Genomic DNA, 13611 nt, shown 5'->3' with positions numbered 1-13611 from the left:
GTGACAAGGAGGAAAGGATGAGAGTCCTAATTGCGGATGATGAACCGCTAGCGGTAGAGCGTTTATCACGTTTAGTTACTCAAATGGGGCATGAAGTCGTTGCGACTGCACATCATGGACAAGATGTGTTAAGTCATATTGAAAATGCTTCGCCTGATGTCGTTTTATTAGATATTCAAATGCCTGGAATGAATGGTTTGGAATGTGCAGAACAACTGCGTCATTTAAATCCTCGCCCTGCCATTATTTTTTGTACAGCCTACGATCAACATGCACTGGAAGCATTTAAGTTTCAAGCGCAAGGGTATTTGCTAAAACCAGTAGCACTCCAAGATTTAGAACAGGTATTTCAGCATTTAACCCAACTGACTCAGGCTCAAATGACGGGTTTGCAACAAGATGAGTTGTATGATGTAAAAAATCAGCGTCATCAAATTGCCGCGAAAACTTATCGTGGGGTCGAGCTGATTCCATTAGACAGTGTCTATTATTTCTTGGCCGATCAAAAATATGTCACCGTGCGTCATAAAAGTGGCAGTGTACTGATTGATGAAACACTCAAAGATTTAGAGTTGGAATTTGCGGATCGTTTTATTCGAATTCATCGAAATGCATTGGTTTCTCTTGATTATTTGGAAGGTCTTGAGTTGGTTGCCGCAGGACAATATCAGGTACGATTACGTGAACTGGATGAGCGGCTGTCGGTCAGTCGCCGTCATTTACCTAGTTTAAGAGAATGTATGCATCAATTATAAATGCCGTATTTTTGGCAGCGTATGGGCGGCTTTATGATTTTTTGCTTGCAATTTTAGGGGATCAAGTTAAGTTTGGAACAATTGCCTTGATCAATACTTAATTTGGATTTATGAAAACCTTAAAAATTGCGACTCGACAAAGCCCTCTTGCACTTTGGCAGGCGGAGCATATTCGTTCTCGTTTAAACGAGCTTTATCCAGATTTGACGGTTGAACTGGTTAAGTTCGTGACACAAGGCGATAAGATTTTAGATACCCCATTAGCCAAGATTGGGGGCAAAGGATTGTTTGTGAAAGAGTTGGAAGCCGCTTTGTTGGATGGTCGTGCTGATTTGGCAGTCCATTCCATGAAAGATGTGCCAATGCACTTGCCACAAGGTTTAACGCTTGCAGTCATTTGTGAGCGTGAAGATCCTTTAGATGCATTTGTTTCAAATCAATATCAGCATTTTGATGCATTACCACAAGGTGCAAAAGTTGGAACATCGAGTCTACGTCGTAAATGCCAAATTTTACAACAACGCCCAGATCTAGAAATCATTGATTTACGAGGTAATGTTGGCACACGCTTAGCAAAGCTGGATGACGGTTTGTATGATGCCATTATTTTGGCCAGCGCAGGTTTGAAACGCTTAGGTTTGGCGGATCGAATTCGTCATTGTTTAACGCCTGTGGTGAGTTTGCCTGCGGTTGGACAAGGTGCTCTAGGCTTGGAGTGTCGCGCAAATGATGCAGAATTGCTTAAATTGATCCAACCCTTGCAACATGAAGAAACCTCGATTTGTGTCCGTGCGGAACGCGCCCTTAATGCTTATTTGGAGGGTGGCTGCCAAGTGCCAATCGCAGGCTATGCCACTTTAGTCAATGATCAATTACTGATTGAAGGGCGAGTCGGTAGCGTTGATGGTAAAACCTTGCTGAAAGAGCAAATGGTCGGTACGGCGGCAGAGGCGGAGCAGTTGGGAGAGCAGCTTGGACAGCGGCTACTTGATCAAGGTGCGGGTGAATTATTGAAAGCGTTGTATTAATGCTTTTTATCAATACTCGTCCTGAAGATCGCGCAGACGCACTCACCCAAGCGTTGCTTGAGGCGGGTTATCAGGTCGAGGCTTTGCCATTACTTGAGTTGGTTGCTGAACCTTTTTCTGATGTATTACAACACCTTTATCAGCAACTCGATGAAACTGAAATCATCGTCGTGGTGAGTCCGACGGCTGTTGAAATTGGTATGCATTATTTGCAGCAGGCTGGTATCCAGTTGACGCAGCTCAAGCATATCCAGTGGATTGCGGTGGGGCAGGCAACCGCACAAGCGCTGATGAAATTTAATATTGCCAGCGATGTTCCTGATGTGGAAAACTCGGAAGGAATGCTCGAGTTGCCAATTTTAAAACAAAGAGAAAATTTAAATAAAATCGCTTTCTGGCGGGGCAAAGGCGGGCGGCAATTTATGATGCAACAATTGCAGCAGCAGGGTGTCTCTATCCTTAATTTTGTGCTTTACCGCCGTCAGTGCCCTGAGCAAAGTAGGTCTGGGTTTTTAAAGATTGTGCAAAAACTTGATCCTAATCAACCTACTGCTGTGCTGGTGAGTAGTGAGGCCAGTTGGCAAAATTGGTTGCAACTTTGTGCTCAGCATCCCAGTGATGTACAGTGGATTTATCTTGTTTTGGGCGAGCGATTGACAAAAATTCTAACAGATTCGCAAGTACAACTAGGCGACGCGATTAACATTATTCAGCTTGAAAATTTATCTGCATCAGAGATTATTCAACGCATGCGTGACTGGCAAGGAAAGGTATGAGAAAAATTGTGTATTTGATACTGCTGCTGAGTATATTGTGGCTAGCCAAGCTGAGTTATGACGTTGCGAAAAATGCTCAGAGTGTTCCGCAACTTCAACAACAACTTGCTCAAACAGACCAGCGTTATGCATTATTGAATGACCAATTGGTCGCCGTACAGCGTCAATTACAAAATAGTGGTGTTGCAACTACCGCGTCTACTGATTACAGCATGACACCGATCATAACGACGGGGATTGCCCCAGTCATTTTAATTCAACAACAATTGCAACTGGTTCAGTTTGCTTTAGATCAGCAGCAGTTCACTTATGCACTGGATCATTTGAATCAGGTGCATCAGCATATTGCTCAGTCCGCGCTATCGCCTGCATTGCAGCACAGTCTTGTTAAAGCAATTGAACAAGATAAACAAGCGATTCAGCAATATATTCTGACTCAAGACCAACAACAGCAACAGCTACAAGATTTATTGCAGGAAATTGATCAGCGAATCCAGCAAGAGCTGCAAAATCCTAAAGTGACGATTGCAAAAAATGAATCATCTGCATGGTGGCAGTGGTTTAAGTTGGAAAAAATTCAGCGTTCTTCACCTGATTTAATGCATCGTAATATTACCTTGAAAGAGGCTCAGTTGCGCTTATTGCTTGCCTCGCAAGCGTTGCATCAAGGGCAATTAATTGAATATCGTAAGTCGATTCAAGAGGTGATGAAATTATTGGCTGAATTGCCTGATCAGAATAGCCAGAAAATGAAGCAACGATTAGATAAAATTTTAAATCTTCCTGCAGTACCAACACCAAAATTAATCACATTAGGCTTGTTGGGATAATCGATAATGAAGCATTTAGTACGGATCTATTTACTTGCAAGTTTATTGTTATTTGCCCTGTTTGCTGTATTGAGCTATGGCTATGGGCATGGCTATGCCTATATTTACTGGCGTGATTGGCAATTTCAAAGCAGTGCATGGGGATTGATCGCACTGTTTGTTTTTGTGAGTTTCTTGACACAACTCTTGTGGTTATTTAGTAAGCGTTACATCGTGCGTGAACAACGCAAAAAAGAAACGGCGCTACATTTTAAAGATTTACACCCTTATGAGCAGCTTGGCATCGTTTGGTTGCTAGACTCAGCCAAAGATCAGCAGGTGTTTATTGAGCGTGTTTTTACTCAATCTGGTTTGTTGAGTCCGATCGTTGATGCACAATTTGATTATAAAAATGGTGATTTTGATACGGCCTTGCAGTGCTTGGATCGCTCAGCCCCGATGGCTTTTGAGCTGGCAGAACTGCAACGAATCGATATTTTTCTAGCACAACAAGAGACCGAAAAGGCACTGATACACTTGGAGTTTTTGACACAGCACCAACTTTCTCCATGGTTGGCTGAAGTAGAAACAGCTTATCAGCAACGTATGACTGCGCTTTGGGGCAAACTTGCTTTACAAAAGCCTTGGTTATTTCTGCAAACGACTCAATTTGGTCTACTTGACCCAGCGCATCGTGATTTATGGTTGCAACAGCTTTTGATTCAGTTTGATCAGGCTTCAGTTGATGATTTGGCAGCTTTACAGCAGCGTTATCTCGCGTTGCAAAGTGAAATTCAAGCTCGCCCCTATACGAGTAAGGTGCTCTGGCTAAAATTATTGGCGCGGATGCCAGAGATGAGTGTGCAGCACGAAGACTTGGCTTTACATTTGTTGCAAGAGCATTTTGATCCAGAAGTATTTTACCTGTGGTTCCAACAACAGTTGTTAAAGCAAATCCCCGATTATAGTTATGTTGAACAACGCATTATGCAGCTCGAACAGCGCTATACCAGTGTGCCAATGTTGACCTTTGCAAAGTGGCATATTTATGTGGCAACTCAACGACACCTTGAAGCAGAACAATTATTAACTTTATATCCTGATAATATTTTAATGAGTTATTTACGAATTAAGTCAATGCTTGGGGATAATCTTGATTTAATCAAACAGTTGAATTTAATATTTGAAAATGATGTTAATTTTCTTAATTTTAAGCTATGAGTCTAAATATGAATGAATTGTCTGTCTATCCAATTGTGCATAAGCAAGCTGTTGCTTGGGGGGATATGGATGCTTTTGGCCATGTAAATAATGTGCAATATTATCGTTATATGGAAAGCGCCCGAATTGTTTATTTAATGGCATTAAATATATTCGATCAAGATATATTGACTGTGGTTGCTTCTAGCCAATGTAAGTATTTAAGACCTGTATTTTACCCTGATGTCTTGCATATTGGTGCGAAAGTTGAAGAGCTTCGAAACAGTGCATTTCGAATGCAATATGTTTTATGGAGTGAAACTCAAAACGAGATTGTTGCAACAGGTGAGGCGGTAATTGTCTGTGTTGATAAAGTAAGCTCAAAGAAATCGAATATTCCAGAACTTATTAGACAGAAAATCGTTCAGCTTGAAGCGAGTGTTGGAAATGATTTGGAGCTAAACTCGTAATTATAAAGACAATTATGTCTTTATTGGCGGTATGTATAATGGGGTTCTTTTATTGTTTAAATAATAATGATGGTAATTGAATCTCGCTCTCATCAATAGGATGAAAAGTGTTTTTATTGGGCTTAATATGCTCACTGTTAAGATCAGTTTGGAATGGGTTTAAATTAAAATAGATAAATAAATATTTTATGCTGGGTTTATATTTTTGAAGTTTATTGTAAATAAAAAGCAATTTTTTTGTTATAGTGCCATTAAATCGACTATTCTTATATTGATTAGTGAATTGCTTATAAATTAATATTGAACTGAATTTTTGAATTCATTTTATTTTTGCGTGATATATATTTTTCCTTATTGAGTTGGAGTGGTTCGGATGAAACCAGATATTAGTGATTTATCGGTAGAAGACTTAAAGCGTCTGCAAGCAGAAGCAGAAGTATTGATTGCGAGTAAAAAAGACCAAGCTGTTGAAGATGCATATAATCAAATCGTTGCGATTGCTGAAGGCATTGGATTTACGGTTGAAGAGTTATTGGCAGCGGGTGAGCAAAAGCGTAAGAAAACAACACGTAAAGCTGTAGAGCCACGCTACCGTAATAAAAACAATACTGAGGAAACTTGGACTGGTCGTGGTAAACAACCGCGCTGGTTAGTTGCTGAGTTAGAAAAAGGTGCAAAACTTGAAGATTTCTTAATCTAAGTAAGTTTTAAAAGTCATCGTTTTGTCATACGCTGACTTTATCCTTTATAAAAAAACCAAGCTGAAAAAGCTTGGTTTTTTTATATGAGAGAATTGGCGATGTTGAAAAATTATGCATAATGTCATTCAGAGCGAATATTTCAAAAAGGATGATATTTTGTATGTTGGTATGGGTAGGATGAAGAAAAAAACCAAGCAATGGAGATGGTGGTTGTTCGCCATTTTTGCATTTTTAATTTTTATTATTTTACAGATTCCAGCAACATGGCTAATTGCGAAATTTTCTAAAGATAATCAATTATTACATAACGTCAGTGGCAATATTTGGCAGGGGCAGGCGGATTGGCAACGTGGTCAGCTACGGGGTTCGGTGCATTGGAAAACGAGACCTTTGGATCTGTTGTTGTTTCGCTTAGGCGCCAATCTTGATATACATAGTGGCAATACTCAATTTAACGGTATCTTTGGTTATGGTTTGGGGAAAAAAATCGTGATTAAGGATTTGAACGGTGAAATTTCACCTGAAACATTGAAATATTTTGCAGACTGGCAGTGGCCAGAGAATGCAATTCAGCTTGCCGATGTGCAATTAAACTATCAGAAAGAAAAAGGCTTCAGTGCAACAGAAGGGCGATTGAACTGGGGTGGAGGTGAGCTGACCTATACTTTTGGTCAACGTCAAGATCGTATGAATATGCCTTCACTGGTTGCTGAATTAAAAGATAGCAACGGACAATTACAACTTGATGTTCGTGATCAGCGTAGTCAAAAAATGGCAAACTTAAGTGTAGATGCCAGTCTTATGCTCGATGTGCAATTGACACAGCGCATGCTTTTGAATGTTCCGTCTTATCAAGGCAAAGCGGGGCTTGAAACTTTTGTTATTAGTTCACGTCAGCCATTGCTGCAGGGTGGTTTGTGATGGACGCATGGATGCAGAAAATACAACAACTGCGTTGGCAAAAGTTAGATAAACTCGGTCCTTTGATTTTAGCCTTGCTTATTTTATGGCTCTGCTGGAAACTGGCTTCTTTATTTTGGTGGGTGGTTGCTCCGCCACAGCCGATGCAATTTGATCGAGTTGAACTGGGTTCGCAGCAAGCCCAAGTTCCCAACATCAGTTCATTTGCATTATTTAATGAGCCTGCAGCGACAACGGCTCAAGACAATATCAATTTAGAATTACAAGGCGTTCTCTTGGGTTCGCCGAGTTTCTTGTCTTCAGCGGTTATTAAGCTGAATGATACGGCTGAGCGTTATCGCGTTGGTGAGACCTTGGCTTCGACCTCTTATCAGTTGGTGGAAGTCTATTGGGATCATGTGGTATTGAAGCAAGGGAATGGTGCGACACGAGAAGTGAAATTTAAAGGAATAGATAAAGGGTTGTATCAACCAGCCGACCCCGTTATTAGCAATCCGAATAATGTCCCTCCTCAAACACCAGAACCTGTTCAGAACGCGCCGCAGTCTGCATTGGGTCAAGCGATTCAACAGATGCAAGACAACCGTGAACAGTATTTGAAAAATATGGGTGTAAGCGGTGGGACCGATGGTTATGAAATATCAGATCAAACGCCAGCGAATTTAAAAAATACATTGGGTTTGCGCTCGGGTGATCGTATCCTGTCGGTCAATGGACAGACAGTTGGGCAAGGACTTAGCGAAGTACAATTATTAGAGCAAGTACGTCGTCAAGGACATGCCAAAATAGAAATAAAACGTGGTGATCAAGTGATGACCATACAACAGAGTTTTCAGTGATAACACGTCATCACATTAGTTAGGAATAAGTGCAGGTTATGGCTTCTTTGAATCATCATCGTCCACTTTGGGCATTACTTGCTGCAGCGCCTTTGGTTGCGGCAATCAGTACCCATGTACACGCACAGACATGGAAGATCAATTTACGTGATGCAGACTTAGCAGCATTTATTAACGAAGTTGCAGATATTACAGGTAAGAACTTTGCGGTTGATCCTCGTGTACGAGGCAATGTGACTGTTATTTCGAATAAACCGCTCAATAAAGATGAGGTTTATGATCTGTTTTTGGGGGTGCTTAGCGTTAATGGTGTGGTGGCATTGCCTTCTGGAAATACCATTCGTTTGGTACCAGACAGTAATGTAAAAAATGCTGGTATTCCTTACGATGGGCGCAATCGTGCAGGTGGTGATCAGATCGTAACTCGGGTGATTTGGTTGCAAAATACCAATCCAAATGATCTGGTTCCTGCGTTACGCCCATTGATGCCGCAGTTTGCACACTTGGCAGCAGTTGCTGGAACCAATGCATTGATTGTTTCGGATCGCGCCGCCAATATTTATCAGCTTGAAAATATTGTACGTAACTTGGATGGTACGGGTCAGAACGATATTGAGGCGATTGGCTTGCAGTCGAGTCAGGCTGAGGAAGTGATCACTTTGTTGGAAACCATGAGTGCAACAGGTGCAGCAAAAGACTTTGTGGGATCACGCGTACGTATCGTTGCTGACAATCGCACCAATCGTATTCTAATCAAAGGTGATCCTGATTCACGTAAGCGTTTGCGTCAAATCATTGAGATGTTGGATGTGCCATCGGCAGATCGTTTGGGTGGTTTGAAAGTCTTTCGTTTGAAATATGCCAGCGCAAAAAGTCTCGCTGAAATTTTACAAGGTTTAGTTTCTGGTCAGTCGGTTGCTTCATCTGCTTCATCAAACAATAGTAATGCATCAAATCCGATCAATAATTTGATTTCAAATAACCAAAGCACAAGCTCGTCAGGGAATTCATCAGGTAGTTCGGGGATTAGCCTCAACAGTGGCTTTAATAACCGCCAAAATGATGTGACCAGCTTCAATGGTGGCGGTGTCAGTATTATTGCGGACAGTACGCAGAATGCTTTAGTGGTTAAGGCTGATCCGCAGTTGATGCGCGAAATTGAATCCGCAATTCAACAATTGGATACCCGTCGTCAGCAAGTGCTGATAGAGGCTGCGATTATTGAGATTGTGGGTAGTGATGCCGATCAACTCGGTGTGCAATGGGTACTAGGTGATCTAAGTAGCGGTGTTGGACTGGTTAACTTTTCAAATCTTGGTTCTGGATTGTCCAAAATTGCAGCTGGTTATTTAACTGGCGGTGCAGCAGGTGCAGCAGGTGCTTTGGGAGATGGTGCTTCAATAGGTGTCGGGAATTTTGAAAACCCACGCAGGGCGTACGGTGCGCTGATACAAGCGCTGAGAGCGAATACTAAATCGAACTTTTTATCGACTCCATCAATTGTCACAATGGATAATGAAGAAGCTTATATTGTCGTGGGGCAAAATGTGCCATTTGTCACAGGGTCAGTTGCAACTCAGGGTAACAGTACCGTAAACCCCTATACGACGGTTGAACGGAAGGATGTGGGGATAACGCTGAAAGTTGTGCCTCATATTGGTGAAGGAGGGTCGGTTCGTCTTGAGGTTGAACAAGAGGTTTCAAATGTTCAGCCTAATCGAGGGCAGGCAACAGATTTGGTGACCAGTAAACGGGCGATTAAGACCTCGGTATTGGCTGATCATGGACAAACTGTGATTTTGGGTGGTTTGATTTCTGATGATACTAGTCTAACTCGCCAAAGTATCCCTGTGTTAGGCGATATTCCGTATTTAGGACGTTTATTCCGTGCAGATACTCGAAGCAACGAAAAGCGTAATCTTTTGGTGTTTATCCATCCGACTATTGTAGGGGATTCGGATGATATCCGTCGTATCTCTCAGCAACGCTATAATCAGCTTTATAGCTTGCAGCTTTCGATGGATAAAAATGGCAACTTTGCAAAACTACCTGAGAGTGTAAACGATATTTATCGTCAACAACCTGCGGTGAATGCCTCACCTTATCAAAACGTGCCAACAGCCACACAAAGCCAAACAGCGGTTGTGACAACGCCAGTTGCGACGGTGGAAGCACCTTTACAAAAGCGTTCAGTAGAGCGAAGTAAAAACACAGTGACCACGACAACGATTCATCCTGCATCTTCACAGTAGATGCACACAAGCACATATGTCACAATGTTAAGATTGCCAGAACCGATAATCAATAAATCAGGATAAGGATTGGTGTTTATGACTTGGAAATTGCAAGCCATTACAGGTGAGTTTACGGGGAAAGAAATCACGATCGAGCGTGATATGTTGGTCGGACGACATCAGGATGCTGATATTTTATTGCAATCAGCGGATATTTCACGTCGTCATGCGGCGCTATTGCTCAAAGATCAAATGCTGTGGGTGCAAGATTTAAATTCATCCAATGGTACGTTTGTAAATGATCTGCGTATTGAGCAAGAAACCGAATTGCATGATGGTGATATTTTGCAATTTGCGAGTTTTACATTCTCGATTTTTGCGCCTACAACGATGGATATAGATTTGCCAGAGATTGAAATCGAACCTATTTCATCTGCTGCGCACGATCAAGGTATGCCGAGTATTGCTGAGCGTGCAGTTGAGACTCCGATTAGCCGTGATGGTATGCCACAGCAAGTTGCGATTCCAAAACCAGCACCAATTCCTGAACATGTAAATGTTCAAACTGCTTCAGAACAACCACCAGTTGCAACTGAATCACCTTTGATGCAGGAAAAACAGCAACAAAAAAATGCTTCGGTTGGTTTGATTTCGATTATTGTGTTGATCATTTTGGCGATGGTTGCTTGGCTGTTCTTTAAATAATCAGTCTAAGTCTTTACAATAAAAGGCATTCCATAATAGGTATGCCTTTTTTATTTTCTAGAGTCAGTATCATGTCTGTTGCACAGTTACAAAGTCGTCATCTGATCCTATTTGATCTTGATGGAACGTTGGTGGATTCTGCCGCTGATTTGTATCGCGCCATGAATCTGAGTTTGGAGAAGTTGAGCTTGCCTTTAGTAACCGAAGTGCAGGTTCGGGAGTGGGTTGGCAAAGGTGCAGCGAGATTATGTGAAACTGTGCTTGAACATTTGTTTGGGCAGGTAGATGCACAGCAGCAAAAGCAATTGCTTGAAACTTTTATGCAGGTATATGCGCAAGAGTTGTGTGTGAACACCACTGTTTATGATGGTGTTCTCGCCTTTTTGGAGTATTGTCAAGCGCATGATATCTCGATGGTCTGTGTTACCAATAAACCTGCACATTTAGCAAAAGGTATCCTCGATATTTTGGAATTGAGTCGGTATTTTAAAATGGTCGTTGGTGGGGATAGCTTATCTGAGCGAAAACCGCACCCTTTGCCTTTACTGCACTGCATGCAAAGTCAAAATGCATCTGCATCACAAAGCTTGATGATTGGCGATTCGAGCAATGATGTCGAAGCAGCAAGACGCGCAGGTATTGATTGTATTGTGGTCAGCTATGGCTATAATCATGGAGAAAGTATCTATGACTGTCAGCCGCAACAAGTGGTTGATAGTTTAGTTGAGTTGATTGAAGAAGATCGAGTGAGGAGTGGGGCATGAATGTTGTTATGGTTTTTCGATGGCGGGCTTGACGCAATTGAAACAAGGAAACGCAAAAAAATCGAAACCATAGAGCTAAAAGCATAGAGAATGCCCATGACCACATTCGCACAATTTGAACAACTAAAATCAGCAGGCTATAACACGATACCTGTTTACCGCCAACGTTTGGCGGATACTGAAACGCCACTTTCTGTTTTTGCACGGTTTAAACAGCACAAACATGCTTATTTATTTGAATCGGTTGAAGGTGGGGAAAATTGGGCGCGCTATTCCATGATTGGCTTGGGTGAGTCGACCGTTTTTTCATGTAATGAAGGCGTTTTAACCGTTCAGCAGGCGGATGGGTCTGTGACCCAGCAGCGTTGCAGTGATCCATTTCAATATATTCGTGACTTTCAAAGCCAATTTAAAGTGCCGACGCAAGTGGAACTACCTGACTTACCTAACTTTACCGGTGGTTTGGTTGGATATTTGGGCTATGATGCAGTGCGCTATATCGAACCAAAACTCAAAAATATCCCAGCAGCCGATCCAGTGACTTTGCCAGATTTATGGTTGATGTTGTCTCAAACTGTGATTGTATTTGATAATTTAAAAGACACCTTGTTTTTGATTCATCACGTCGATGCTCATCAAGAAGATGCTTATGCAAAGGCGCAAGAGAAACTTGATCAGCTTGAACAGTTGCTTGCAATACCAGTAAGTTTGCAAGCGAAACCACATACTGCACCGCATTTTGAATCGATTACGGGCAAAGAAAAGTTCATCGAAACAGTTGAAAAAGTAAAAGAATACATCCGTGCAGGGGATGTCATGCAGGTTGTACCTGGGCAGCGTATGGTCTCTGATTTTGATGGTGAGGCATTACAAGTCTATCGTGCTTTACGTCACTTAAACCCATCCCCCTATTTGTTTTTGGTACAAGGTCAAACCCTGACAGATCAAAAACCGTTTCATATCGTAGGTTCATCGCCAGAGATTTTGTCTCGCTTGGAAAATGGCATTGCGACAGTACGACCTTTGGCAGGCACGCGTCCAAGAGGCAAGACCAAAGAAGAAGATTTGGCATTAGAGCAAGATCTGCTGTCTGATGAAAAAGAAATCGCTGAACATTTAATGTTGATCGATCTAGGTCGTAATGATGTGGGCCGTGTTTCTAAAATCGGTAAAGTGCAAGTGACTGACCGAATGGTGATCGAGCGATATTCGCATGTCATGCACATTGTTTCCAATGTACAAGGTGAAGTGCGGGATGATGTCGATGCTTTAGATGTTTTTAAGGCGACTTTTCCTGCGGGGACACTTTCAGGCGCTCCCAAAATTCGTGCCATGGAAATTATTGATGAAGTTGAGCCTGTAAAAAGAGGTGTGTTCGGCGGTGCAGTTGGATATTTGGGCTGGCATGGCGAAATGGATATGTCGATCGCGATTCGTACTTGTGTGATTCGCGATGAAAAAGTCTATGTACAAGCAGGTGCGGGGCTTGTTGCTGACTCAAATCCTGAGTCAGAGTGGAATGAAACCCAAATAAAAGCACGCGCAGTGATCAAAGCGGTTGAATTATCGTCAAACGGATTGATTTTATGAGTTTTTCGCAGTTTTTCTAAAAAAACTGCTTGCATCATGTGTAAGTTTTGCTAAACTGCACACCGTTCCGATACGAAACGTACGAAACACTAAGAAACGCCGGCATAGCTCAGTTGGTAGAGCAACTGACTTGTAATCAGTAGGTCCACAGTTCGAATCCGTGTGCCGGCACCATCTTAAGGTTTTGATATTTTGAGTAAAGAACAGCACTGTGTAAGTGTGATGTGGTGAGATTCCCGAGCGGTCAAAGGGGGCAGACTGTAACTCTGCTACGAAAGTTTCGAAGGTTCGAATCCTTCTCTCACCACCATTTAGCTTCGATTGAAGTGGTAAGTACCAACATGCGGGAGTAACTCAGTTGGTAGAGTGGCAGCCTTCCAAGCTGCATGTCGCGAGTTCGAACCTCGTCTCCCGCTCCATTATTATCGAAGACATCGCTCTTATAGCTCAGTGGTAGAGCACTCCCTTGGTAAGGGAGAGGTCTCGAGTTCAAATCTCGATAAGAGCTCCAGATATACAGCTTAGTAGATTTTTCTACAAAAGATTTAAAGAAGCAGGCTATTATAGTCTGCTTTTCAAGTATTGGGTGTTTAGTTTTTTTAGGCGAATGTCGATAAGAAAAGTGTTTCAGGGTTGTTTTCTCTAAACTGGTGTCGACGTAAACGAGGAAAGTCAAATGGCTAAGGCTAAGTTTGAACGTAATAAACCACACGTAAACGTGGGTACAATTGGTCACGTTGACCATGGTAAAACAACTTTAACTGCTGCGATTGCAACTATTTGTGCAAAAACTTACGGCGGTGAAGCGAAAGATTACTC

14 protein-coding genes and 4 tRNA genes are annotated in these 13611 nt (G+C 42.1%); all 18 read left to right on the top strand.

What is annotated here, in order from left to right; all coding sequences use genetic code 11:
- Nucleotides 1-17: 17 nt before the first annotated feature.
- Nucleotides 18-755 (top strand): LytTR family DNA-binding domain-containing protein, encoded by a 738-nt coding sequence (locus J2Y37_RS12520; RefSeq protein WP_349033027.1) that lies wholly within the window; start codon nucleotides 18-20, stop codon nucleotides 753-755.
- Between the two features lie 110 nt (nucleotides 756-865).
- Nucleotides 866-1783: a hydroxymethylbilane synthase gene (gene hemC / locus J2Y37_RS12515; protein ID WP_349033026.1), complete on the top strand. Its 918-nt coding sequence runs from the start codon at nucleotides 866-868 to the stop codon at nucleotides 1781-1783.
- On the top strand, nucleotides 1783-2559 hold the full coding sequence (locus tag J2Y37_RS12510; protein ID WP_349033025.1) for a uroporphyrinogen-III synthase: 777 nt from the start codon (nucleotides 1783-1785) through the stop codon (nucleotides 2557-2559). The genes hemC and J2Y37_RS12510 overlap by 1 nt, the downstream gene beginning before the upstream one ends.
- Nucleotides 2556-3389, top strand: coding sequence for a hypothetical protein (locus tag J2Y37_RS12505; protein WP_005194704.1), 834 nt, complete (start codon nucleotides 2556-2558; stop codon nucleotides 3387-3389). Before J2Y37_RS12510 ends, J2Y37_RS12505 begins: the two co-directional genes overlap by 4 nt.
- A gap of 6 nt (nucleotides 3390-3395) precedes the next feature.
- On the top strand, nucleotides 3396-4589 hold the full coding sequence (locus tag J2Y37_RS12500) for a heme biosynthesis protein HemY (RefSeq protein ID WP_349033024.1): 1194 nt from the start codon (nucleotides 3396-3398) through the stop codon (nucleotides 4587-4589).
- A gap of 8 nt (nucleotides 4590-4597) precedes the next feature.
- Nucleotides 4598-5038, top strand: a complete 441-nt coding sequence (locus J2Y37_RS12495) for a thioesterase family protein (RefSeq protein WP_004668248.1) — start codon at nucleotides 4598-4600, stop codon at nucleotides 5036-5038.
- Nucleotides 5039-5411: 373 nt separating this feature from the next.
- Nucleotides 5412-5738 (top strand): H-NS histone family protein, encoded by a 327-nt coding sequence (locus J2Y37_RS12490; protein WP_004668250.1) that lies wholly within the window; start codon nucleotides 5412-5414, stop codon nucleotides 5736-5738.
- A gap of 178 nt (nucleotides 5739-5916) precedes the next feature.
- Nucleotides 5917-6660, top strand: a complete 744-nt coding sequence (gene gspN, locus J2Y37_RS12485) for a type II secretion system protein N (RefSeq protein WP_034594874.1) — start codon at nucleotides 5917-5919, stop codon at nucleotides 6658-6660.
- Nucleotides 6660-7499, top strand: coding sequence for a type II secretion system protein N (locus J2Y37_RS12480; RefSeq protein ID WP_349033023.1), 840 nt, complete (start codon nucleotides 6660-6662; stop codon nucleotides 7497-7499). Before gspN ends, J2Y37_RS12480 begins: the two co-directional genes overlap by 1 nt.
- Nucleotides 7500-7537: 38 nt before the next feature.
- On the top strand, nucleotides 7538-9751 hold the full coding sequence (gene gspD, locus J2Y37_RS12475; RefSeq protein WP_349033022.1) for a type II secretion system secretin GspD: 2214 nt from the start codon (nucleotides 7538-7540) through the stop codon (nucleotides 9749-9751).
- Between the two features lie 78 nt (nucleotides 9752-9829).
- Complete coding sequence (locus J2Y37_RS12470) at nucleotides 9830-10438, top strand: FHA domain-containing protein (protein WP_004668254.1); 609 nt, start codon at nucleotides 9830-9832, stop codon at nucleotides 10436-10438.
- Between the two features lie 71 nt (nucleotides 10439-10509).
- On the top strand, nucleotides 10510-11202 hold the full coding sequence (locus J2Y37_RS12465) for a phosphoglycolate phosphatase (protein WP_349033021.1): 693 nt from the start codon (nucleotides 10510-10512) through the stop codon (nucleotides 11200-11202).
- A 96-nt stretch (nucleotides 11203-11298) separates the two neighbouring features.
- Complete coding sequence (trpE, locus tag J2Y37_RS12460) at nucleotides 11299-12792, top strand: anthranilate synthase component I (protein WP_349033020.1); 1494 nt, start codon at nucleotides 11299-11301, stop codon at nucleotides 12790-12792.
- A gap of 98 nt (nucleotides 12793-12890) precedes the next feature.
- Nucleotides 12891-12966, top strand: a tRNA-Thr gene (locus J2Y37_RS12455).
- 52 nt (nucleotides 12967-13018) lie between these two features.
- A tRNA-Tyr gene (locus tag J2Y37_RS12450) sits at nucleotides 13019-13102 on the top strand.
- A 33-nt stretch (nucleotides 13103-13135) separates the two neighbouring features.
- Nucleotides 13136-13211, top strand: a tRNA-Gly gene (locus tag J2Y37_RS12445).
- A gap of 17 nt (nucleotides 13212-13228) precedes the next feature.
- Nucleotides 13229-13303: transfer RNA gene (locus J2Y37_RS12440), tRNA-Thr, on the top strand.
- A gap of 165 nt (nucleotides 13304-13468) precedes the next feature.
- Nucleotides 13469-13611, top strand: a 143-nt coding sequence (locus J2Y37_RS12435) for a GTP-binding protein (protein ID WP_228156027.1), incomplete at its 3' end; no start/stop codon positions are given.

This window comes from Acinetobacter sp. 3657, from assembly GCF_031456775.1.
Lineage (GTDB): Bacteria > Pseudomonadota > Gammaproteobacteria > Pseudomonadales > Moraxellaceae > Acinetobacter.
The sequence above is the reverse complement of the archived record's forward strand: the minus strand, read 5'-3'. Positions and strand labels throughout refer to the sequence as shown.